Source organism: Streptomyces toyocaensis (genome assembly GCF_000725125.1).
GTDB lineage: Bacteria > Actinomycetota > Actinomycetes > Streptomycetales > Streptomycetaceae > Streptomyces > Streptomyces toyocaensis.
This window is the reverse complement of the sequence record NZ_JFCB01000050.1, coordinates 15643-38507: the sequence shown is the minus strand read 5'-3', so window position 1 is coordinate 38507 and position 22865 is coordinate 15643. Positions and strand designations below refer to the sequence as shown.

21 protein-coding genes are annotated in these 22865 nt (G+C 73.7%); 11 read left to right on the top strand and 10 right to left on the bottom strand.

All coding sequences use genetic code 11. The features are described 5' to 3' along the window. Positions 1-310: 310 nt before the first annotated feature. From BU52_RS31255 to BU52_RS31230, 6 genes are all read left to right on the top strand, one after another. Entirely contained in the window at positions 311-919 is a 609-nt protein-coding gene (locus BU52_RS31255; RefSeq protein ID WP_037940920.1) for a response regulator transcription factor, read from the top strand. A 69-nt stretch (positions 920-988) separates the two neighbouring features. Further along, a complete protein-coding gene (locus tag BU52_RS31250; RefSeq protein ID WP_235216468.1) occupies positions 989-2719 on the top strand; it encodes a nucleotidyl transferase family protein in 1731 nt (576 codons plus the stop codon). Beyond that, on the top strand, positions 2709-3701 hold the full coding sequence (locus tag BU52_RS31245) for a hypothetical protein (protein ID WP_037940903.1): 993 nt from the start codon (positions 2709-2711) through the stop codon (positions 3699-3701). The genes BU52_RS31250 and BU52_RS31245 overlap by 11 nt, the downstream gene beginning before the upstream one ends. A gap of 31 nt (positions 3702-3732) precedes the next feature. Further along, complete coding sequence (locus tag BU52_RS31240; protein WP_037940901.1) at positions 3733-4095, top strand: YybH family protein; 363 nt, start codon at positions 3733-3735, stop codon at positions 4093-4095. 1 nt (position 4096) lies between these two features. Continuing rightward, positions 4097-4828, top strand: coding sequence for a hypothetical protein (locus tag BU52_RS31235; protein WP_037940899.1), 732 nt, complete (start codon positions 4097-4099; stop codon positions 4826-4828). Positions 4829-4860: 32 nt separating this feature from the next. Beyond that, entirely contained in the window at positions 4861-6165 is a 1305-nt protein-coding gene (locus BU52_RS31230) for a phenylacetate--CoA ligase family protein (RefSeq protein ID WP_037940919.1), read from the top strand. Positions 6166-6196: 31 nt separating this feature from the next. Here BU52_RS31230 and BU52_RS31225 read toward each other — a convergent pair whose 3' ends face one another. From BU52_RS31225 to BU52_RS31190, 8 genes are read right to left on the bottom strand one after another with little or no spacing between them, the layout of a single operon-like run. Next, entirely contained in the window at positions 6197-7240 is a 1044-nt protein-coding gene (locus tag BU52_RS31225) for an NAD-dependent epimerase/dehydratase family protein (protein ID WP_037940896.1), read from the bottom strand. Next, the gene (locus tag BU52_RS31220) at positions 7237-8721 is read right to left on the bottom strand and encodes a cation:proton antiporter (RefSeq protein WP_037940893.1); all 1485 of its coding nucleotides are present in this window, start codon (positions 8719-8721) and stop codon (positions 7237-7239) included. The genes BU52_RS31225 and BU52_RS31220 overlap by 4 nt, the downstream gene beginning before the upstream one ends. Beyond that, positions 8718-10028 (bottom strand): hypothetical protein, encoded by a 1311-nt coding sequence (locus tag BU52_RS31215; RefSeq protein WP_157847936.1) that lies wholly within the window; start codon positions 10026-10028, stop codon positions 8718-8720. The genes BU52_RS31220 and BU52_RS31215 overlap by 4 nt, the downstream gene beginning before the upstream one ends. After that, positions 10025-11332, bottom strand: coding sequence for a phenylacetate--CoA ligase family protein (locus tag BU52_RS31210; RefSeq protein WP_037940888.1), 1308 nt, complete (start codon positions 11330-11332; stop codon positions 10025-10027). Before BU52_RS31210 ends, BU52_RS31215 begins: the two co-directional genes overlap by 4 nt. A gap of 20 nt (positions 11333-11352) precedes the next feature. Next, positions 11353-12012 (bottom strand): hypothetical protein, encoded by a 660-nt coding sequence (locus BU52_RS31205; RefSeq protein WP_235216469.1) that lies wholly within the window; start codon positions 12010-12012, stop codon positions 11353-11355. Between the two features lie 5 nt (positions 12013-12017). Next, positions 12018-13265, bottom strand: a complete 1248-nt coding sequence (locus BU52_RS31200) for an ATP-grasp domain-containing protein (RefSeq protein ID WP_037940882.1) — start codon at positions 13263-13265, stop codon at positions 12018-12020. Beyond that, positions 13262-14251 (bottom strand): glycosyltransferase family 2 protein, encoded by a 990-nt coding sequence (locus BU52_RS31195; protein WP_235216467.1) that lies wholly within the window; start codon positions 14249-14251, stop codon positions 13262-13264. Before BU52_RS31195 ends, BU52_RS31200 begins: the two co-directional genes overlap by 4 nt. A gap of 44 nt (positions 14252-14295) precedes the next feature. Beyond that, positions 14296-15051, bottom strand: a complete 756-nt coding sequence (locus tag BU52_RS31190; protein WP_037940874.1) for a HalD/BesD family halogenase — start codon at positions 15049-15051, stop codon at positions 14296-14298. A gap of 352 nt (positions 15052-15403) precedes the next feature. Between BU52_RS31190 and BU52_RS31185 the strand changes: the two genes are divergently transcribed. Continuing rightward, positions 15404-16387, top strand: coding sequence for a UDP-glucuronic acid decarboxylase family protein (locus BU52_RS31185; RefSeq protein WP_037940918.1), 984 nt, complete (start codon positions 15404-15406; stop codon positions 16385-16387). A gap of 72 nt (positions 16388-16459) precedes the next feature. Here BU52_RS31185 and BU52_RS31180 read toward each other — a convergent pair whose 3' ends face one another. Then, positions 16460-17446, bottom strand: coding sequence for a helix-turn-helix transcriptional regulator (locus BU52_RS31180; protein ID WP_037940871.1), 987 nt, complete (start codon positions 17444-17446; stop codon positions 16460-16462). Between the two features lie 159 nt (positions 17447-17605). On the opposite strand from BU52_RS31180, the gene BU52_RS31175 reads away from it, so the two are divergent. The 4 genes from BU52_RS31175 to BU52_RS31160 all read left to right on the top strand — a co-directional run bounded on the left by BU52_RS31175 (position 17606) and on the right by BU52_RS31160 (position 20518). Then, a complete protein-coding gene (locus tag BU52_RS31175; RefSeq protein WP_037940869.1) occupies positions 17606-17911 on the top strand; it encodes a hypothetical protein in 306 nt (101 codons plus the stop codon). A gap of 241 nt (positions 17912-18152) precedes the next feature. Then, the gene (locus BU52_RS31170; protein WP_037940868.1) at positions 18153-18338 is read left to right on the top strand and encodes a hypothetical protein; all 186 of its coding nucleotides are present in this window, start codon (positions 18153-18155) and stop codon (positions 18336-18338) included. Further along, on the top strand, positions 18335-20233 hold the full coding sequence (locus tag BU52_RS31165; protein WP_051858737.1) for an AfsR/SARP family transcriptional regulator: 1899 nt from the start codon (positions 18335-18337) through the stop codon (positions 20231-20233). The genes BU52_RS31170 and BU52_RS31165 overlap by 4 nt, the downstream gene beginning before the upstream one ends. 54 nt (positions 20234-20287) lie before the next feature. Next, positions 20288-20518 carry a hypothetical protein gene (locus BU52_RS31160; RefSeq protein WP_037940916.1) on the top strand — a complete coding sequence of 77 codons (231 nt, stop codon included), beginning with the start codon at positions 20288-20290 and terminating at the stop codon, positions 20516-20518. A 144-nt stretch (positions 20519-20662) separates the two neighbouring features. Here the strand turns inward: BU52_RS31160 and BU52_RS31155 are convergent, their stop codons facing one another. Continuing rightward, positions 20663-22690: a hypothetical protein gene (locus tag BU52_RS31155; RefSeq protein WP_037940867.1), complete on the bottom strand. Its 2028-nt coding sequence runs from the start codon at positions 22688-22690 to the stop codon at positions 20663-20665. Between the last annotated feature and the right edge of the window lie 175 nt (positions 22691-22865).

Sequence of the window (22865 nt, the reverse complement as noted above, 5' to 3'; positions counted from 1 at the left end):
GGTCGCGGGTGCGGCGGCGGTCGGGGTCGGGGTCGCGGGTGCGGCGGCGGTCGGGGTCGCGGGTGCGGGTGCGGGTGCCGTCGCGAGTGCGGTGGCGGTCGCGGTGCAGGTCGCGGTGGTGGTTGCGGTGGCCTCGGGTGCCCTGAGCATGAATCCCCCGGTTCTGCCGCGTGCGCGGCTGCTGCGTTGTGCCCGGGGGGAGCTTCGCCCTGCCCGCTATCACGGAGCTATACGGGCCCGGCGGGTCCGGCGGCGCGGTGGTAGACAGGGCCGGGACGAAGGGGGAGCCATGCGGCGGGAGGGGGGATCCGTGCAGCGGATCGTGCTGGCGGAGGACATGCACATGATACGGGTGGCGCTCGCCGCGCTGCTCGACCTGGAGCCGGACATGGAGGTCGCGGCGCAGGTCGGCAGCGGGAGCGAGGTGCTGCCCGCGGTGCTGCGCACCGGCGCGGACACCGCGATCCTCGACATCGACATGCCGGGGATGGACGGGATCACCGCCGCCGCGGTGCTGCGGGACCAGGCGCCCGGGTGCCGCACGCTGATCCTCACCGGCATGGCGCGGCCCGGCACGCTGTGGCGGGCCCTGGACGCGCAGGTGGCGGGGTTCCTGCCGAAGGACGCCTCACCCGACGAGCTGCTCGACGGCGTGCGCCGGGTCGGCGCGGGCCGTCGGGTCATCGATCCCGAACTGGCCATGTCGGCTTGGGAGATCGGCGACAGCCCGCTCACCGAGCGGGAGGTCGAAGTGCTCGCCCGGGTGGCGGAGGGGGCCGACACCACCCAGATCGCCGCCACCACCAGCCTCTCCGTGGGCACGGTGCGCAACTACCTCACCGCGATCGTCAACAAGCTCGGCGCCCGCAACCGCGTCGACGCGCTGCGCATCGCCCGGGACAACGGCTGGCTGGCCTGACCCGCCCCCGTACGGTGCGCGGGCCGTACCGTATAGGCCGTTTATCGGGGGCCGCGCTCTACTGGCGCCATGCCAAGGACACGACGGGTGCGGGGGCGGAACGCGTTCGCCGGCGACGCGGCGAGCCGTCGCGACCTCCACGCGCAGGACCGTACCGCGCCGCACTGGGCGCTCGACTACGCGCGGCGGCTCGCCGACCGGCACCCGCCGCAGCACCGCATCCTGATCCAGACCAGCATGTCGCCGTCCGGCTCCTTCCACGTCGGGAACTTCCGGGACACCGTCTGCGCACACCTGGTGCACCGGGCGCTGGCCCGGATGGGCCGCCGGTCCGCGATCCTGCTGAGCTTCGACGACTACGACCCGGTGCGGGAGAGCCAGGCGGCCCGGGACCCGGAGCTGGCGGGCCACGGCGGCCGGCCCCTCGCCGCGCACCGCGAGCGGGCCACCCGGATCTGCCGTGCCTACCTCGCGGAGCTGCGGGCGACGGGGATCCTGCCCGAAGGGGCCGACGCGGACGGCCGGATGCCGCCGGGCGGCACCTGGGAGACGCACTACCAGTACGAGCGCTACCGGGCCGGTGTCTACCGGGAGATCCAGCGCCGCTACCAGCGTGACGCGGCGCGCCTCGCCGACCTGCTCGGCAAGGCGGACGGACGGGATCTGTTCGCGGTGTACTGCCTGCAGTGCGGCCGCGGCACCACCGAGATCCACCGGCTGGGCGCCGCGTCGGCGCACTACGCCTGCCGGAGCTGCGGCGCGCGGCTCACCGTGACCGGGCCGGAGCACGTCAAGCCGTCCTGGGCCCTGGACTGGACGCTGCGGGTCGCGCATGAGGGCATCGACTGCGAACCGGCCGGTCAGGACCACTGCAGCGCGGGCAGCACCATGGACCGCACGGTTCCGGTGTACGACAGGTACCTGGGTCTGGCGCAGCCGGTCATCGTCCCCTACGGGCTGGTGCGCGGCGAGCGCGGCGCGGGCAAGATCTCCGGGTCGAGCGGCGGCGGGCCGTACGTGCGCGACCTGCTCGCGGTCCATCCCGCACCGATGGTCCTGTGGCTGTACGCGCGCCGCAACTGCCTGTCGGACCTGCGGATCGGGTTCGGCGCGGACGTGTTCTTCGGCGCGTACGACGCGTTCGACCGGTTCCTGCGGGCGGTGCCCGGTGACGCGCGGGCCCGGGTGCTGTGGGAGTTGCTGAGCGACGAGGACCCGGCGCCGCGCGCCGCCCTGCCCCGGATGCGCTCCGTCGTCGGAGCGCTGTACGCCCGTGGCGGCGCCGCGGAGCCGGCGCTGGCCCACCTGACGCGCCGGCACCCCGGCTGCGACCGGGAGCTGCTGGCCGAACGGGTCGCCCACGCGGGTGCCTGGCTGGTGACGCACGGAGCGGGCCGTTACCGGGGGGAGGCCGGACCCGGCGGGGAGGCCGGCCCCGCCGTCGACGTGCTCATCGAACAGCTGAGGGCGCACACGGGTCCCGGCGCGCCCCGCGCGCACCGCACCGTCGCGGAGTTCCGGGAGATCTACCGGGCGCTGTTCGGCACGGAGCGCGGTCCCCGGCTCGACACGCTCGTCGACGCGCTCACTCCGCAGGCGGTCGCCGACGCCCTGACCGCCTTCCGTGACCGGGGCGAGCGCCCTCTCTGCGCGGGGCTGTTCGCGTCCCCCGGACGCCCCTCCCCCGAACGCCCCGCCTCCGAACGCCCCGCCTCCGGAAGCCCCGCCCTCGGAAGCGCCGCCCCGCTCCGGCCCGCGTCCGCTTCCGTGCGGCAGGAGGTCGCGGGCCGTGCGGGTTGAGATCTTCACGCCCGGCGGCGGGCCCGCGCCCGACGGCTGGGACGCCTTCGTCCACTCCCTCAAGGGCCCCGCGCCGTGGGACGTGACGCTGCTGGAGGCGGCCGCCCTGGGCAGCAGGCGGCCCGTGTACGGCGGCCTGGTGAGGGACGCGGGGGAACCGGTGGCCCTGTTCTGCGGGCGGCTCGGGGTGCGGCCCGTGCTGCGGCGGTACCGGCCCGCGGGGCGGGCCCTGACGCCGGGCTGGTTCCAGGTCCACCTGCCGAACAGCTTCAGCCCCGGACGGCTCTACGCCCCTGGGCTCGACCCCGGGGACCGGCGCGCCGCGACCCGCGCCTTCGAACGGGCCCTGCGCCGCCGGCTCGGGGCGCGCTGCCTGGGCGTGCTGCACCTGGACGCCTGCGCCGCGGAGCTGGCGGTGCTCGGCGGCCCGCTGCGGCTCACCCGTGCCACCGCGCCCAGCACGGTCCTGCACAACCGCTGGGGTTCGACGGACGCCTACCTCGCCGGACTGCCGCGTGCCAGGCGCCGCCGCCTGACGGCGCTGAGGCAGCGGATCGACGACCACGCCGGGCTGACGGTCGGGGCCGGCATCCCGGCGATCGACCCGGTACGGGCGGGGCGGCTCGACCAGCTGACCCGGATGAAGCACACCGGGCGACCGGAGGGGGTCGTGCCCCTGCTCCCGGTGTACTTCGAACGGCTCAACGCGCATCCGGGCGCCTTCTACGTCGCCCATCTGGACAGCGGGTCCGGTCTGCCCGTCTCCTTCGACCTGGTCCTTGAGACCCCGGGCGGCTGGGCGACGACGGTGACCGGCTCGGACGGCGCCCGGGACCTCTACTTCGACCTGTACCTGCGGGAGATCGACCGGATGATCGCCCTCCGGGTCCCCGCCCTCGAACTCGGGCCCGGCATGACCCGGCTCAAGGAGTCGTTCGGCGCGGCCACCGTCGACCGGTACGCCGTGGCCGCCCCGTTCTGATCAGCGAACCGACGAACGAGAAAGAACCCTCATGGACTTCACCACCGCGCTGGACCGTCACCTCGCCGCGATCCGTGACCGCGACCTGGAGGGCTACGTGCGCACCGTGCATCCCGACGCCACCCTCATCCTCCCCAACGGCAAGACGGTCACCGGGACCGACGAGATCCGGTCCTTCCACGAGGGCTGGTTCCAGGACCCCGACTGGAGCATGACCACGGAGACCGTCAGCACCCTCGAGCTGGCGGACACCGCCGTCACGGTCCTCGCGGTCGACTACCGGGACCTGGACGCGGAGGGCCGCCCGTACGCGCTGCGTCATCTGCTCAGCCTGGTCTTCGCCCGCAGCGGCGAGGAGTGGCTGCTCGTCCACGACCAGAACACCCCCTGCTGAGATGCGCATCGCCCGGCCGTACGACCACGCCGTGCGGCGTGCCCTGCGCACGGTGCCGCACTACCGCGAGCGGTACGCCGCCACCGGGACGCTGCCGCCGCTGACCCGCGACGAGGCGCGGCTGCGGCGGCATCTGCTGATGCCGCTCGACGCGGCGCTGCTGCCGCGCCGGGACCCCGGCCGCCCGCCCCGCGAACACGTCGCCGAACTGCGCGAGGCGCTCCGGCTCGCCGGGCACCCCCTGAGGGGCGTCGACGTGTACGAGGTGACGCGGGCGTCGCGGGACCCGGTGAGGGCGTACGGGACCACGTGGCGGGTGCTGCTGGACGCCACCGCCGAGACCGACGGCGGGCCGGGACGGCGGACGCCGCCCGACGGGCCCGCGCTCGTCGTCGGCGACCCGGGGTGGGCGGACGGCCCGTGGCCGGACGGTGTGGTGGCCGTGGCACGGTTCGGCCTGGCGGCGGCGGCCGGCGCCCGGCCGGCCCCGGGCTCCCTGTGGTACGAGCCGTGGCTCGGCTATCTGGGCGCGGTGGCCGCCGGCTGCGGCGAGCTGCACCTCAACACGGCCCGGGTGCACGCCCGCACCCTGGACGGCGGCACCGTCCTCACCCTGCTGAAGCGCCGCCGCCCCACCTTCGTCCACGCCGAGCCGGAGGGCGGTGGTGCGTTCCGTCCTGAGCGCTGCCCCCGCCACGGCGGGCCCGTCCTGCGATCCGTCCGGAGGCGATGATGACCCCGACGCCCTCGTCCCCCTCCCCCGTCATGCGCCTGGGCCCCGTGCTGCGCAGCCTGGTCCGCGCCCACCGTCTGGAGCGGGCCGACCCCGCGCGGCTCGCCGCCGAACAGCGGCGGCTCCTGGTGCGCCTGGTCCGGCACGCCCAGGCGCACGTGCCGCGCTACCGGGAGCTGATCGCACCGGGCACGGCGGCCGCCTTCCGGGGGCCCGAGGACCTGCCGGCGCTGCCGGTGCTGGACCGGACCGAGTTCCACGACAGCGCTCCCGAGCGGCTGCTCGCCGAGGGGTTCACCACCCGGAACACCAAGGCGGGCACCACCAGCGGCTCGTCCGGCGTCCCGGTCACCATCCGCAACTCGGAGCGGGACCTGGCGTACCTGCGGGCCTCGTACCTGTACGACATGCTCGCGTCGGGGCTGCGGCCCTGGGACCGGATGGCGTACTTCCGGGTCAATCCGTTCCTGCGCCACCCGCTGGAGCGGTTCGGCCTGCTGCGCACCTTCCACATCGACACCAGCGGGACGCTGGACGAGCAGGTCGAGGCCTTCCTCGCGGCCCGCCCCACGTTCCTGGTGGGCTTCCCCAACGTGATCGCCTCCGTGATCGAGGAGCTGGAGCGGCGGGGTCAGCGCCACCGGGGCGTGCACCACGTGCTGTTCGGCGGCGAGCGGCTCACGCCGACCGCGCGGGCCCGGGTGCTCGGCCATCTGGACGCGCGGTTCCACGAGGTGTACGCCTCCGTCGAGGTGTTCACGGTGGCCCGCACCTGCCACCGCGGGGCGCTGCACCTGCGCTCCGCCGACGTGGTGGTCGAGCTGGAGCAGGACGACGGCAGCGCCGTGCTCGCGGACGGCAGCCGCCGGGCCGAGGGCGAGATCCTGGTGACCCGGCTGCACAGCGAGGCGATGCCGCTGATCCGCTACCGGCTGGGCGACCGGGTGACGGTGGGCCCCGACACGTGCGGCTGCGGGCGCCGCACCCCGGTCGTCGAGCGGGTGCAGGGCCGCAGCCAGGACCGGTTCCGGGGCCGGGACGGCCGTGAGTTCTACGCCGACTTCCTCACGTACAAGGTGCAGGACTTCCCCGAGGTCGCCCGCATGCAGCTGGTACAGGAGCGGCCCGCCCAGGTCACCGTCCGCACGGTGCTCGCGCCGGGCGCGGACGCCTCGGTGACCGGGCGGATCCGGCGGGCGGTGCAGAGCGCGGTGCCCGACTTCGAGGTGTCGGTCCGCCGGGTCGGGGAGATCGCCCCGGAGCCCAACGGGAAGATCAAGATCGTGAAGGTGCTCGCCGGGGGACGGACCGGGGCGGAGACGGGGGTGCGGCCGTGACGCGGAGCGCGTCACGGCCGCACCCGCGCATTCATATGGTGCGCCGCTCCTCCAGGGCCGCCCGCCAGGACGGGGGCAGGTTGCGGACCACCTCGATGCCCGAGAACACCGACGGCTCCTGCGGGCCCACCTCCTTGACCCAGGCGGCCATGCGCCCGATGCCCTCCTCCAGCCCGATGGGCAGGCCGGGCGCGCCGAACACCTTGTGGGCCTTCTCGTGCGTGGCGTACGCGTCGCGCACCTCGTTGCGCTCCGGGAGGTGGTTGACCCGCAGCTCCACCCCCATCGCCTCGCACACCGCGGCGGCGATGCGGTTGACGCTGTAGACCTGGTCGCCGCCGATGTTGAAGATCTCGTTGTACGCCCCGGGCAGCTCCACCGAGCGGGCGATGGCCGGGGCCACGTCCTTGATGTAGCTGAAGGCCCGGGTCTGCTCGCCGTCGCCGAAGACCGTGAACTCCTCGCCGCGCAGCGCCTGGTTCATGAAGATGCCGATGACGTTGCGGTAGCGGTCGCCGATGTTCTGGTACTCGCCGTACACGTTGTGCGGCCGGAAGATGACGTACGGCAGGCCGAACATCTCGTGGCTGACCCGCAGTTCCTGCTCCACGGAGAACTTCGCGATGCCGTAGGGGTCCTCCGGCGCCGGCACCAGGTCCTCGCTCATCGGCAGCTGGTTGGCGCCGTAGACCGCGATGGACGACGTGAACACGAAGCACTTCACGGTGCCCGCGTTGACGGCGGCGTTGATCAGGTTGACGCTGCCGACCACGTTGTTCATGTAGTTGAAGCGCTTGATGAAGTGGCTCAGTCCCTCGGCGGCGTACGCGGCGAGGTGGAAGACGTAGTCGATGCGGTGGGAGGCGAAGACGGCGTCGACGACCTCGGGGTCGCAGACGCTGCCGTGCCGGAACTCGGCGCCGTCCGGCACGTTGGCGGCGGTGCCGCCGCTGAGGTCGTCGAGGACGACCACGCGGTGGCCGCGGGCCAGGAGCTCGCGGGCCACGTGGGAGCCGATGAAGCCGGCCCCTCCGGTCACGAGCGAGACGGGGGAGGCGGGGGTCACGGTGTTCATGCGGACGTCCTTTCCAGCGGCTCCCGCTGGGGGGAGCCGGCGAGACGGAGGGGGGCGACGGGGGCGGCCGGGGGCCGCCGGGACAGCTTGAGGAGAGAGAGCGCGGGGCCGGTCATCACCGTGGTCAGCAGGGCCATCACAACCAGCACGGTGAAGGCGTTCTGGTTGATGAGGCCCGCGTCGAGTCCCGCGCGGAGCACGACGACCTCGGTGACGCCCCGGGCGTTGAGCAGGACGCCGAGGCCGAGCGACATCCGCCAGGACAGGCCGCAGGAGCGGGCGGTGAGGCCGGTCCCGAGGAGCTTGCCCGCCACGGCCGTGACGACCGCGACGGCCCCGGCGACGAGCAGGGCACCGTGCGCGGTCACCCGGGTGAGGTCGACCGTCATGCCGACGGAGACGAAGAACAGCGGCAGCAGCAGCCGCCGGTTGAGCGAGTCCAGGCGCAGCTGCACGGCGGTCAGCGCACTGCCGGAACGATGCGGCACGAGCAGGCCGGCGAGGAAGGCGCCGAAGATCGAGTGGACGCCCATCAGATCGGTGGCCCGGGCGAGGGAGAAGGCGAGCAGCAGCAGGGCGAGGAGACGGGCCGCGGACGGCACCTCCCTGCGGTCCGCCCAGCGGTCGGCGGCCCGCACCAGCGGGCGGCCGAGAACCAGGACGGCCACCGCGAACCCCGCCGCGAGGAGCACGGTGCCGCCCGCGCCCCAGACGCTGCCCGCCCCGGCCACCGCCATGGCCGTGGCCAGGGCGCACCAGGCGATCACGTCGCAGGCGGCGGCGCACGTCATGGCCATGGTGCCGAGCGGGTGCCGGGCCAGACCCGACTCCTGCACGATCCGGGCGAGCACCGGGAAGGCCGTGATGCTCATCGCCGTACCGAGGAAGATCGCGAACGGCACGAAGCCGATCCCGTCGGCGGCGAACTCCCGGTAGACAAGGCCCGAGGAGACCACCCCGAGGACGAAGGGGACGATCATGCTGCCCTGGCTGACCGCGCCCACCACCCGGCCGCTGCGCCGTAGCTGGGAGGCGTCGAACTCGGAGCCGACCGCGAACATGAACAGGACCAGGCCGGCCTGGGCGAGCAGGCCGAGCACGGGCTCCGCCGACGCGGGGTAGAACAGCGCGGTCGCACCCGGCCAGAGCCCGGTCAGGAAGGACGGGCCGAGCAGCAGGCCGGTGGCGATCTCGCCGATGACCGGCGGCTGGCCGAGACGGCGGGCGAGGAGACCGCCGCCGGCCGCGACTCCGGCGACCGCGGCGATGGCGGCCAGCAGCCTGAGGGTGACCTCGCCGGCGTGCGCGACGGCCGGTGGGGCTCCCTCGCGTGCCGTCTCCCCTGCCGCGGGATCGGGGGCCCCGATGCCGAGTCCGAGCACGGCGACGAGGACGCCCAGGGCGGCGGCCGAGATCAGCAGCGGGTAGACGATGCCGCGCCAGTCGGGGGGTCCGGTGCGGCGGGTCCTGGCATCGTTCATCGGGGGACTCCCAGGTCGGTGGGGGCCGCGGCGGGCACGGCGGGCACGGGCGGACGGCGGGTGAGCGAGGACCGGCCGAGCAGCAGCCACGCGGCCAGGGCGTGGGCCGCCTCGCCCGCCGCGAGCGCGCCGACCGCGCCGAGCGCGCCGAGCACGGGCACCAGGAACACGCCGGTCAGCACCGCGCAGACCAGGCCCGCGGCGGCGCCGGCGGCGGTGGCCCGCAGAGTGCGCGCGCAGGCGTTCTCGAGGAGGTAGTTGAGGCTCCCCATCGCGAAGAACAGGGGTGTGCACAGGACGTACAGGAGCAGCACCACGACGGGTGGCGGCAGGAGGCCGGAGCCCTGGGCGAACCGGGCGAGCAGCAGGGCGGCGGCGGTCCACGCGGCACCCGCCACCGCCAGCGGCAGCAGCCGGCGCACCACCCGGCGGTCGAGCGCCGTGGCGTCCAGCGACCGCAGGGTCAGCGACACGTGCGGCTGGAACAGCCGCAGCACGTAGCCGAAGCCGTTGAGCAGCACCGACGACGCGAGCACCATCAGGTAGAGGTGGCCGGTCTGTTCGTGGTGCCGGGAGGCCCCGAGCAGCGCGAAGAGGAGGCTGACCGCACCGGCCGCCGCCACGTCGCCGCAGGCCATCAGCGCCGAGGTGGAGACGGCCGGTACGGCCGTGCCCCGGCGTACCGGGCGGGCGGCGGCCCGTGCGAGGGCCGGCACGTGGACCAGGTTGAGCAGGGCGGTGCCGCCGAGGATCCAGCCGGTGAACCCCTCGGGGCCCCAGCCGAGCAGGGTCGCGCCACCGGTCCCGGTCACCACGAGGAGGGACAGGGCGGTGAAGTTGGCGATGTCGGCGCGGTCCCGGCCGAGCGCCCTGCACAGCCCGACCAGGACGGTGTTCAGGCCGAGCAGTGCCATGTACAGACCGGCCAGCACCGCCACCGCACCGCCCCGCGGGGGGTTCAGCAGCGCCGAACCGGCCAGCCAGAGCACGACGGCCGCGGTCAGCACGCCCGCGCAGGCCAGGAACACGGTGATGAGCTGCGGTCCGGTGCGGCGGGCCCGGGGCACCAGCTTGAGCGCGGACTTCTCGATGCCGAGCGAGGTGACGGTGGTGAGCACCTGGGCCGTGCCCATGGCCGCGGCGTACCGCTCGTAGGGGCCCTGCCCCCAGCTCGCCAGCAGCGCGGTGTTCGCGCCGAGCAGCGTGAGCCGGAAGGCGGTGCGCCCGGCGAGGAGCGAGGCGAGGCGGCGGGAGTCGGGGCGCCAGGACGTCCGCGCCCCGGCGGCCGCGCCCGGCACCGTTCTCACGCCGGTCCCGCCGGCTCGGGCCGCGCCACCGCCAGCTCGGAGGTGACGAAACGGCCCTTGCCGCCCGCGGTGATCTCCACCCGGTCCACCCGGACGACCTCCAGCGGGAAGGCGCAGCCGGCCACGGTGTGCAGCCGCTCGCGCACCCCTTCCGCCACCGCGGTCCACCCGTCCCGGTCGAGGGGCCCGGACGGCACCACGTCGAGGCGCACCGCTCCCGTGCGGTCCTGGTGCACGCCGCACTCGGCGATGCCCGGGAAGGTGGCCGCCAGGTGCAGGAAGGTGTCCGGGTAGAGCTGGCGCCCGGTCGGCAGCAGCACCGAGTCGTTGACCCGGCCCACCGTGAGCCGCAGGGTACGGAAGCGCCGCCCGCAAGGGCACGGCCGGGTCTCGATCCGGCCGACGTCGCCCAGGTCGTACCGGACGAGGGGCATCGCGCGTTCCATGAACGCGGTCGCCACCACCCGGCCCTCGGCGCCGTCCGGCAGCGGCCGTCCGTCCGCGTCGAGGATCTCCACGAGGAGCCGGTCCTCGGCGAGGTGGGCCCGCCCGTGCCGGCACTCGTACGCGATGTTGAGCACCTCGAAGGCCGAGTACTCGTCGTGCACCGGGGCGCCGAACTCCTCCTCGAACAGGGCCCGGTGGGCGTCGACGAGGAGTTCGGACTCGGTCATCACCAGGCGCAGGGTGCGGCGCAGCGCCGCCAGCTCGGCCGGGGCCAGCGCCCGCAGCAGGGCACGCAGGTGGACCGGGTAGCCGATGAGCACCTGGGGCCGTGCGGTGAGGAGTTCGGCCTTGATGTCGTCCATGGGCCGGTCGGTGAGCAGCACATGGCGGCGGAAGAGGCCGAGCCGCTCGAAGCGCCGCGAGGGCGGTGCGAAGGGCCTGATGTGGGAGAGCCGGTGGGTCGGCAGGTAGCGCCCGGTCGCCAGGAACCGGCGGACGCAGGCGGCCATGTGGTAGTCGTGGCTGTTGTGGTCGTGCACGACCGTCACACGGCGGCCGGTGGAGCCGCTGGTGCGGAAGGTGGGCAGCTGTCCGGGGCGGGCTCCGTCGGCGAGGAGTTCCTCCAGGGGGCGGCCGCGCAGCACCTCCTTGCTCATCACCGGGAGCTTCGCGACCTCGGCGAGGGAGCGCAGCGGGCCGGTCCGGTAGGCGGGGTCGTCGCGGTAGTACGGCACCTCGGCCCTGGCGTGCGCCAGCATCCTGTTGAGCTGGGAGAGCTGGCGCCGGCGCAGGGCGCCGCGGGTGCCGTACTGACGGGCGCAGGAGACGGGAACGTACAACGCCTCTCGGAGGAACATCTCGTACGGTCCTTCGCTGGTCAGCCGGCGGTGGGGGCCTGGACGGGGGTGCGCCGGACCGCCCGGGCGAGGGGGGCGAACCAGCGGGTGGGCGCGAACAGGAGGAAGAGCGCCAGCAGGACGTGCGCGGTGATGAAGGCGTACGCCTCGTACTTGCTCGCCGGGTGGCCGAGGAAGACCGTGATGTGCGAGGCCCAGGTCCACACCTCGGGGATGGTCTGCCACGCCGGGTCGGTGTGGTCGTTCACGGTGAGGAAGGCCAGGTCCTCGAGACCGGACAGCATCAGCAGGATCATCGCGTAGGAGAGCCGGCGCACCAGGTGGGCGGCGCCGCCGCCGATCCGGAAGGCGAGGACGAGGCTGAGGATGACGAACGGGGTCAGCGTGAGGATGTAGTAGTACAGCTCGGGGTGGTTCTCGGCGACGAAGAAGATCTTCGGCACGAAGTAGACGAAGTACACGAGGAAGCAGACCGGGACCACCAGGTGGAGGCGGATCCGCTGGGCCCAGGCCGGGTCGAGCTGGGCGATCGCCTCGGTGGCGAGCACGAAGGGCACCAGCTTGAACAACAGGATGCCCAGGCTCTTGACCTCACGGTCGTGGGGCATGGCGAACCAGACGATGCCCGCGAAGACCGCTGCGAGCGCGGCCAGGATCAGGAAGGGCGCGTTGCGCCGCACGGTGTTCAACGGACGTTCTCCGTAAGGGGTTCGGGACGGCGGGCCGGGGCGGGGACGTCGGGTTCCACGCCGAAGCGCAGCAGGGCCCGGGCCTCGGCCTGTGCCGCCCGGAGCTCGGCGTAGCCGTCCGCGACGAGCAGCAGGTAGCCGAGTTTGTGGCCGGCCTGGGTGTAGCGGCGGACCCGGCTGCCAGGACCCGCGAAGAGCCTCAGCTCGGCGGTCTGGGGCAGGGCCCGGACCGCGTCCTCGCCCTCGACGGTGCGCAGGATGCCGTCGGTGTCGGTGGTCAGGATCTGCAGGGCGGTCTTCTTGTCGTGGCGGGGCGCCAGGTCGAAGTCCTGGCCGAGCGCCAGGCGCAGGGCCGCCTCGTACGTGTTGATGCCGTAGGCGTGCTGGACGAGCAGCGGCATGCCGTTGCCGCCGAGCCGGGCGCCCATCTCGATGAAGCGGATCTCCTCGGTGCGGTCGACCACGAAGTCGAAGTTGACCGGTCCGTCGGTGTGGCCGAGCGCGACGCAGATGTCCATGATCATGGACCGCAGCCGGATCTCGGTGGCGGGCGTCAGCTCGGCGGGCACCGTGTGGGCCGTGGTGATCATGTGCGGTGCGCCGGTGGTGGCGCGCTCGGTGACCGCGACGGTCGCGAGCTTCCCGCCACGCAGGAACGCTTCGGCGGACAGGTGCTGGCCCAGCAGCATCTCCTCGACGACCACCTCGCCGGAGAAGGAGTACGCCCGTGCCTCGGCCAGCGCCGCGGGCAGTGCCGCGGGGTCGGCGACGACCTGCACGCCCTTGCTGCCGGAGGAGTCGTTCGGCTTCACGATGACGGGCAACGGCAGCGAGGCCGCCGCGAGACGCAGTTCGACCGGGTCCGTGGACCGCAGGTGACCGTAACCGGGCAGTCCGATGCGTTCCAGGACGGTGTGGAAGTAGCCCTTGTCCACGGAGGCCCGCACCGCGTCGGGCGCCGGCTGGTGCGGCGTGCCGAGGATCCGGCTCAGCTCGGCCACCGACTCCTGCGCGGCGTCGCTGGCCGGGGAGATCACCGCGGCGACGTCGAGGTGGCCGACCATGGCGGCGATCCGCTCGGGGTCCCGGGTGGTCATGCACAGGAAGAGGTCGGCGGCCGCCGCGCCCAGCGCGTCCGGCCGCTGGTCGACGCCGATGACCCCGTAACCGAGGCGGCGGGCCTCGTGGTAGGCGGGGAGCTGGTCCTCGCCCCCGCCGAGGACGAGGATGTGGGGCTTGGTCATGGCAGGTTCCCTGTCTGCGGCAGTGGCGCGGGCACGGCCCGGCCGGTGGGTGCGTGGCGGGGGGCGTAGAGGTCGTCCCGCGGCCGTACGGGCACGTTGGCCTCCCGGATCTGGTAGCGGGGCAGGCCCTCGCCGCCGCGCATGATGCGCACCAGGTAGCGGGCGAGCAGCGCGAGCGCCCCCAGGCCGACGGCGTGCAGCAGCACGGACGCCGTGGCGAGCAGCCGGACGTCGCCCGGAACCAGCGCCAGCGCCCCGGCCGCCACCGCGGCGACGGCCGCCGCGAGGTAGACGAGGGCGAGCGGCCGGTAGGAGAAGCCGACGAAGAGGTCGGCGGCGTGCCGGAACAGCTTGCCGAGCGACCACTTGGCCCGGCCGGCCACCCGGGCCGCGTGGGCGGTCTCCACCGTGGTGTAGCGGGCGCCGATCAGCGGCAGGGTGGCCAGGAAGTACGGCGTGCTGACCTCGCAGTCGGCGACCTTGTGCGCCACCACGGTGCGCACCACCCGGAACACCGAGGCGCGCACGGGCAGTTCGATGCCCAGGACGCGGGTGGCGACGGCCTGGTGGCCGATGGTCCCGAGGCGCCGGTACCAGGGGTCCTGACGGCCGGCGCGGACCGCGAAGACCGCGTCGTAGCCGCCCTCCACGGCCCGTCGCGCCAGTTTGTGGAGTTCGGCGGGCGGGGACTGCAAGTCGGCGTCGAGTTGGACGGTCCACTCCTTCGACGCGTAGGCGAATCCCGCGGTGAAGGCGGATTCGAGGCCGAAGTTGCGGGCGAAGGAGAGATACCGGACGCGTGGATCCTCGCGGGCGATCCGCTTGATGATGTCGAGCGTCCCGTCGGTGCTTCCGTCGTCGACGAACAGGATCTCGGAGTCCTCGTACCTGTATATCTCCCTGCTGATTTCCAGGTATGCCCGCTCGATGCATTCCTCCTCGTTGTAACAGGGCACCATCGCGGTGATGGAAAGCACGTCAGGCATCCCGGTCATCTTCTGCTCCCCGCTCCTCCTCCGCCCTTTCCCGGTCAGTCGAACATCGCGTTCATCGTCTCGTGGGTGGTCGCCTTCTGGCTGTCCGTGCGGCTCGCCCAGCAGGTGTTGAGGATGATGCGGGTCTTGTCGGCGTTCAGCGGAACCGTGCGGTGCAGCGTGGTGTCCGAGCGCAGGAAGTACAGATCGCCCCGCGCGTGGCCGTACGAGCGGATCGGGTGCTGCTGCAGGTACTCCTCGACGCGCGGGTCGTCCTTGTTCCAGTCGGTGTGCGGGACGCACTGGAGCATGCCGCCGTACTCCAGGGAGGGCGCCTCGATCAGCCAGATGACCGTGAAGCTGAAGTCGCCCCAGTGCCAGCCGTGGGTGTCGCCCTTCTGGTGCTGGCGGGTGATGATGTACTTCTCCTCGTCCCACGGGCAGTCCATGACCTCCTCCTTGGCGAGGCGGGACAGGAAGCCCTTGAGCGCCGGCGACTCGTAGACGGCCGGGATCAGCGACCCGTCGGTGGCGATCGCCCGCTGGCCGACGGTGGACATGAAGCGCGGCGAGTCGCCGGTCTCCTTGAGACGGATGTCGATCCGCTTCTGGTGCGTGTCGATCAGCTGGTGGGTCTCGGCGGCGACCGCCTCGAAGACCTCCTCGGAGACCAGTCCGGGCAGCTTGACGTAGCCCTCGCGGCGGAAGTGCTGAGAGAGCCCCAGGACCTCGTGGTCGTTGTCGAACCGCTCCGTGATGTTCTTGGCGATGAGCTCTTCGACGTTCTCTGCGGTGATCGCGTTCTGCGTCATGCGGGCTGCTCCTCGTGTGGCGTGCGGCCGGATGTCCCTACGTCGTTTCGGTGACCCGAATGTTTTTCTGCCGCTGTCGGTGCACCGATTCTGCGGCGCGGTCCCACCCATTCGGTAGTGCCTGCCTCACCACTTTCGCATGAAGAAACCACCGGGAATCCGGCATGAGTTCTTCACCCCGAACATGAGAACCTCACACCGCTGCTGTCCGTGAAAAACGCAGCGTTGCGCCGGTTTTCTCCGTGCGGTCAAATACCGGGACACCCGGGGGGATGTCATCGAATTCCTCCGCGAGCATCACGGGAATGCCCTGCACACGGGTGTTCGGCAGGGAATTCAGGGAGGGATGGACATGACCAGGACAGCGGTGGTGGCCGGTGGCGCGGGGTTCGTCGGCTCGCATCTGTGCGAGCGGCTGCTCTCGAACGGCTGGCGGGTCGTCTGCGTCGACAACTTCGTCACCGGGGAGGCCCACAACGTGGCCCACCTCGCCGGCGAGAGCCGGTTCCGGCTGATCGAGGCCGACGTCTGTGACGGGGTGCCGCCGATCGCGGGACGGGTCGACGCCGTCCTCAACCTGGCGTCGCCCGCCTCGCCGATCGACTACCTCGAACTTCCCCTGGAGACCCTGCGCGTGGGCTCCGAGGGCACCCGGCACCTGCTGGACCTCGCCCGCGCCAAAGGCGCCAGGTTCGTGCTCGCCTCCACGTCGGAGACATACGGCGACCCGCTGGTGCACCCCCAGCCGGAGAGCTACTGGGGCAACGTCAACCCGGTCGGCCCGCGCTCGGTGTACGACGAGGCCAAACGGTACGCCGAGGCCCTCACCATGGCGTACCGCAGGACCTTCGGCGTCGACACCGGCATCGTGCGGATCTTCAACACCTACGGCCCCCGGATGCGCGCCCACGACGGGCGTGCCGTGCCCACCTTCATCCGGCAGGCGCTCGCCCACGAGCCGATCACCGTGGCCGGCGACGGCTCGCAGACACGCTCGCTCTGTTACGTGTCCGACCTGGTCGACGGCCTGGTGCGGATGACCGGCACGCGGCTGGCCGGGCCGGTCAACCTCGGCAACCAGGAGGAGATCCCGGTCCTCCGGCTCGCCGAGTGGATCCGCGAGCTGACGGCCTCCACCGCCGACATCGTCCACGTTCCCCGGCCGGTCGACGACCCCTCCGTCCGGCGGCCCGACATCACGCGCGCACGCGAAGAGCTGGGCTGGACACCGGAGTTCAGCACCGAACGCGGTTTGATCGAGACAATCGACTGGTTCCGCGGGCGGACCGGGCCCGTCCGGGAGACCCTGCAGATGGCCGGTGCAGAGGAAAAGTAGGACGTGCTGACACCATGGGCGCGCGGCCGCACGAGGAGAACGGGACGGTGACCGGGCATGCCGGACGGGCGATCAGCGCTGCACCCAGCCCTTGTCGTGCGCGAGCACACCCGCCTCGAACCGGCTGCGCGCGCCCAGACGGAGCATCAGCTCGGCTGTGATGCGCCGGACGGTGCGCACCGACACGCCCAGCTGGCGGGCCATCGCGTCGTCCGTCATCCCCTCCGCGAGCAGTTCGAGCACGGCCTGCTCCGGCGGCGACGGCCGGTCCTCGCCGGCCCGGATCGCGACGGCCTCGCCCAGCGGGCACGACTGCTGCCAGGTCTGGTCGAAGAGGGTCATCAGAGCGGCGACGGCGCCGGTGCCGTGCAGCACCAGGGCGCCCTGGTCGGCGGCGGCCGGATCCATCGGCAGGATCGCCGTGACGCGGTCGTAGATCAGCATCCGCGAGGGCAGCCGGGGCGCGGTGCGCACCTGGCCGCCGCATTCGGTGAGCCACTGCGCGTACGCCCGGGTGGCCGGGCAGTTGCGGGCACTGTCCAGGAAGACGTACCGCAGCCGTACGCCCCGGCCGGCGGCGGCCCGGTCCAGCGGCCTGGCGGCCTCCAGGTGCCGCTCGCTCTGTCCGCCGCCGGGGACGAACGCCGCGATCTCGGCGGTGCAGGTGTCGGCGAGGTGCTCGATCCTCGACTGGATCTCGTCCATGCTCCTGAGCTTGTGCACCTCGGCGGTCGGGCCGCTGTGGGCGCGGATATCGGCCACCATCCGGGTCACCGCGAGGCGGCTCGCCCTGATCTGCCGCTGGCGCTCCAGGACTTCGGCCTCCTGGTCGATGAGCAGCGACGTCAGGCCGACCTCCGGGTCGACGGCCCGGCCGGGACCGCCGTCCGGCGAAGGCCGCACCAGCGAGAGGGCGGCCAGCCGGTCGAGCGCCGCGCGGGTGCGTTCCTCGCTCCAGCCGAGCGCTTCGCGGAGGCCGGACACGCCGCCCGCCCCCTCCGCGAGCATGGTCCGGTACACGGCCTCCTCGTCGGGTCCGAGGCCCAGTTCCCCCAGCATGCTTCCCCCTCCCCCAAGGGTGGCGGCCCAGGCGACCGCCGGCGGCTCCCGGTCTTCCAGGTCGGGCCGGAGCGCCGCTGTGGAGCCACACTCTAGGGGATGGCTGGAAATCCGTGTTGGTTTCAGAGACGCCAGGAAAATATCTGTGGGGCGATTCCCGTGTATCTCGTGAATGTCCGGCTCGACACCGTCGACAGTGTCCCGCCGCCGTCGCTCCCGGAAACCCGCTCCCTGCTGTGGGCGGCCGTCCGCCCGGGCGACGGCGTGGAGCACATCTACGCGCAGCCGTACGGCAGGTCCGTGGAGGCGGTGCTCTTCGTCGAACGGCCCACACTGGCCGAGGCGGAACGGTGCTGCGACACGGTCCTCGATCGCTGCGCGGCCGACGGGCCCCGGTTCAGCAGACGCTCCTCCGTCCCCCTGCCCCTCCTCGTCGAGCTGCTCGGTGACCGGAGCGAGCACTGAGAACCGCGGGCCACCGCGGTTCCGGGCGGGCCCAGCCCGCTCCGCCCATCTGTCAGGGTCCTGCCATTGCAGCTCCCTGACACGGGTTCCCCCTGTCCGGAGCGGCCGGTGACGACCAGGGTGGTGTCACCGGACGGGGCCCGCGTCGACCACGCGGACCGCCCCGGAAGGGCCCGGCCGGCGCACCTCCGTGTGCGCACCCGGCCGTGACCAGACGACCGTTTTGTCCACAGGGGTACCGATGAAACTCTCGTTCCGCGCCATCACCACGTCCGCCGTCGCCACCGTCGCCGCGTTCGCCGCCGTGTGCGCCGTCGCCGCCGCGAGCACCGCCGGGGGCCTGACGTCCGAGCGGTCCGTGACCGCGGTCCACGCCCCGAAGGGTGTGCCCGCCACGCCCAAGCCGGTCAACATCTGGGGCCCGTGAACACCGTGGCCGCACAGGACAGCCTGACCCTGAACCTGCTGGGGCCGATCGAGGCCCGCCGCGACGGGACACCGGTCGACCTGGGCGGGGCCAAGCCCAGGACCGTACTGGCGGCCCTGCTGCTCGCCCGGAGCCGGGTGGTGCCCGACACCGAACTCACCGCACTGCTCTGGGGCGAGTCACCGCCCGCCACCTGCTCGGCCCAGATCCACACCTATGCCTCCCGGGTACGCCGGCTGCTCGGCCCCGCCGTCAGGGTGGAGCGCCGTCGCCCCGGGTACCTGCTCCGCCTGCCGGAACACGGCGTCGGGGTGGACCTGCTGGCGTTCCGGCAGTACGCGGCGCGCGGCACCGAGGCGCTCGCCGGCGGCGCTCCCGGTACCGCCGCCAGGGTGCTGCGGCAGGCGCTCGACGTCTGGCGCGGCACGGCCCTCGGCGGGGTCTGCGACCCGCTCGCCGACCTGGAGCGCGACCGGCTCGAAGAGGAGCGGCTCACCACCCTGGAGCGGCGCCTGGACGCCGACCTGGACCTCGGGCGGCACACCGAGGTCATCCCCGAACTCATCGCGCTGATCGCGGCCAACCCGCTGCGCGAGGGGCTGCGCGGCCAGCTGATGACCGCTCTGTACCGCTCCGGGCGGCAGGCCGACGCGCTCGCCGCCTACCGGGCCGCGCGCGCCACGCTCGCCGAGGAACTCGGCCTGGAACCCTGCGCGGACCTGCAGCGGCTGCACCAGGCGCTGCTCACCGGGCACCCGTCGCTGCTCCCCCGCACCACGGTACGGGCCACGGCGGCCACCGGTGCGGCCGCGGACCGCGCCGGGCCGCCCGCTCCCGCCGAACTCCCGCCCGCGCCGACCGGCTTCACCGGGCGCGAGCAGGAGGTGGCGCGGCTGACCGAAGCACTCACCGGACGGTGTCCGGGCCCCGCCGTCCACACCGTGACCGGCATGCCCGGCGCCGGCAAGACGGCACTCGCCCTCGTGACCGCCCACCGCGCCGCGGAGCGCTACCCGGACGGGCAGGTCCATCTCGATCTGCGCGGCTCGGGCCCCGCGCCGCTGGACCCGGCCGACGCGCTCGGCGAACTGCTGCGGCTCCTCGGCGTTCCGGCCGGACGCACACCCGGCACGCTCGACGAACGGGTCCGCGCCTACCGGACCCGTATCGCGGGCCGCCGGCTGCTGCTCGTCCTCGACGACGCGCACGGGGAGCGGCAGGTGCGTCCGCTGCTGCCCGCGACCGACGGCTGCGCGGCCCTGGTCACCAGCCGCTCGGGACTGCACGCGCTCGACGCGGTGGGGCGCACCACGCTGGGACCGCTGCCCGCGGCGGACGCCCGCGCCCTCTTCGAGAAGCTGGCGGGAGGTTCCCGCGCCTCGGCCGAGCCGGGTGCCGCGGCCGGCATCGTCCGGGCCTGTGCCGGGCTTCCGCTCGCCCTGCGCATCGCCGGGGGCAGGGCAGCGGCCCGGCCCCACTGGCCACTGGCCCGCCTCGCGGAGCGGCTGGCCGAGCCCCGGCGCACCCTGGACGAACTCACCTTGGGCGACCTGTCGTTGACCGACCGCCTGTGGGCGGCGTACCGCGGGCTGGACCCGCAGAGCCGGCGCGCCCTGCGCTTCCACTCGGCCCTCGGCCCGCACGCGGTGCCTCCGCACGCCGCCGCGAGGGCGCTCGGAACCGCTCCCGAGCGGGCGGAGGACCTGCTCGCGGGACTCGCCGAGGCCCACTGGTGCGAGGTGGTCCGGCAGCGTGACGGGTACGGGTACCGGATGCATCCGCTGGTGCGCCTCTTCGCCCGTGCCCGTCTCGCCGAGGAGGAGGGAACGGTCCCGCGCCCCCTCCCGGTGCACCTCCCGCCGGCACCGGCCGGTGCGGTCCCCCGCACCGGCTAGGGTCCGCGCGTACCGCTGCCCGCACGACACGACAGACACGAGGTGGAACCGGTCATGCCCGCACCGTTCGGATTCAGCTACGAGACGCGCGCCGACGGCACCGTCGTCATCACCCACCGGGGCCGCAGGGCCACCACACTGCGCGGTCAGCGCGCCGTCCAGTTCACCGAGGAGGTGGAGTCCGGCGACGCGCAGGAGGTGATGGCGCGCTGGACCGGCTCCTACAAGTTCGGCAACGAGCGCACGGCCCGCAACCACCCCAGGAACCAGGGACGACGGAACTAGACACCCCCTGAGGCGTCAGGACGGCCACCCTGTCCCGGGCGGCATTCACCGTGATGAGCGTGGGCCGGGCCAGCCGTCCCGCGGCCTGGACCCGCGGGCCCCGCGGCCCGGCGGGCGTCGGCGAACGGCTGCGGCCCGCCGGCCTCATGCCGAGGGACCCCGTCCCTCCTCGACCAGGTTCCACGCGTGGGCGAACAACTCGGGCAGCGTGCGGGTGGGCAGGGGGAGGGGGTTGTCCAGGCGGCCGTTGTAGGAGCGTCCCACCCCGAGCAGGTCCGCCTTCCACGCCTCCATGGGCTGGAAGGGCTTCTGGGCGTGGATCCACTCGCCGGGCAGGAAGAGCCCTCGGCCCGCCCGGGCACGCTTGTCCTCGACGGCCAGGCCGCGTTCGGCCAGCACGGCGGCGGCGTTCTGGTGACGGGCGGGCCTCCAGCCGTTCCACGTGCGGACGTTGCGGTCGGTCGGCGCGTAGAGGGTCAGCAGTTGCAGGTAGAGGGCCGCCGCGTCCTCGTCGACGCCGAGCTCGCCGGCGGCCCGTGCCAGGACGCCGGGGGCGGAGAGGGCCGGGTTCGTCTCGTACGCCCCCACCGGCAGCGAGGGGTCCTCGACGCGCTCGACGATGCGTGCGCAGGCCGGACCGCGCAGCCATTCCACCGCCTCGATCCCGGAGCCGTGACGCATGCCCGCCAGGACCGCCGACAGCGTGCGGGAGCGCTCGTCGAGACCGTGGTGGGCCGGGCGGAAGAACAGCCGGGGCTGGGACCGCTCGCCCCTGCGGTCGACGACGCCGTCCACGACCACGGTCAGTCCGTCGTCGGCGCTCGCGACGTCCAGCGGTTCCGGACCTCCCGTGCAGGGGCGCGAGCCGAACCTGTCGCGCACATCGGCGACCCTGTGTCCCACCGTGCGGCTGAGCGTGCCGGCGTTCAGCAGCAGGCCCGGGTGGTTCAGCCGCTCCCGCAGCGAACGGACGAGCCCGGGCGCCCCGTCGCGGACGGGGTCACCGGCCGGGAGCTCCGTGCAGACGCGGAAGAGGTGCGGCACGACGGCGCTCAGCGTGTCCTCGAAATCGACGAGGCCCCGGCCCTCGGCGCTCACGAAGGGGCCGTGCTCGCTGTTCCGGATCCAGGTGCCGAGGTCCGATCCGAGGCCGCGTATCGAGGTGTGGTCGGTGAACGCGGCGCAGAAGCGGGCCGCCGGCAGCGGGAAGGGACGCAGCTCGATGACGGCGTTGAAGGTGCGCTCCGGGACCGGGGTCCGCCGGCCGTACCGCTCCCGCCACGCGTGCGCGATCCGTTCCGCCACCGTGCGCAGGCCGTGCGGCTCCCACAGCTCGGCGGGGTCCTCGGGCAGGACGTCCGCCGCCAGTTCGAGACGGTCGAGCGGGCGCTTACCGGCGCACTCGTGGAAGCCGTCCTCGACCTCGGCCACCTTGAGCCCGTGGATCCGGCGCTCCCGCTCGTCGAGGTGCGGCAGGTATCCCACGGCGAGCATCCCCGCCAGGGCGAAGGACGCCGCCGCCCTGCCCGTCCCGGTGCCGTCCCGCAGCAGGGCCACCGCGTCGGGGTCCCACGGCACCGGCCCGCGTTCCCGGATCAGGTCCAGCAGGCGGCGCACCTGCCCGGCGCTGCCCCATCCCCCGCGCGGGACGTCGGTCACCTCCTCGACCACCCCGAGCCCCGGCGGGTCCGCCTCCCCGGTCCGCAGGTCGACGAACGTGCGCAGCCCGTCGGCGGCCCAGCCGACCGCGACACCCGCCCCCCGCTCGTCCCGGACGGCCTCGGGGCCGCCGTCGGCCGGCCGCACGAGGCCGGTGCGCAGCACCGCCCGGGGATCGGCGAAGGGGCTGTCGGCCCAGATCTCCAGCAGCGCGAGCAGCCGGCGGCGCCGCTCGTCGCGGGTGGGCTCCACGGCGGCACGCAGCGCCACGGCACCGATGCGTCCGATGAACCGCGTCCAGGACCCGTCCCCGGCCCTTCCCGGCCCCTCGTCGGGCGCGGCCGGCTCCCACGTCCCTGCCAGATAGCGCCCCGTCCGCTCGATACCGGCCAGCGCCCCCTTGCCGCTCCAGTACCCCATGCCGTCGACAAGCCCGTCCAGCGCGACCACCACGCCGTGATCGTCGAGGGCCGCCGTCCCGGCCCGCGCCGTCAGCAGCTCACCCGTCGTCATGCCATCTCCCCCTCCCACGCTCGAACGCTCCACGAGGAGATCCTCACGTACGGGTCCGACAACACCTGCCGGAGTGCCGACGCGGTGTTCCACCGGGACACCCCGGCCCTCGCCGACGCCTGCGCCGTACCGGCGCCGGCGGACCGAGGCGGGCGGGTACGACCGGCACTCCCCC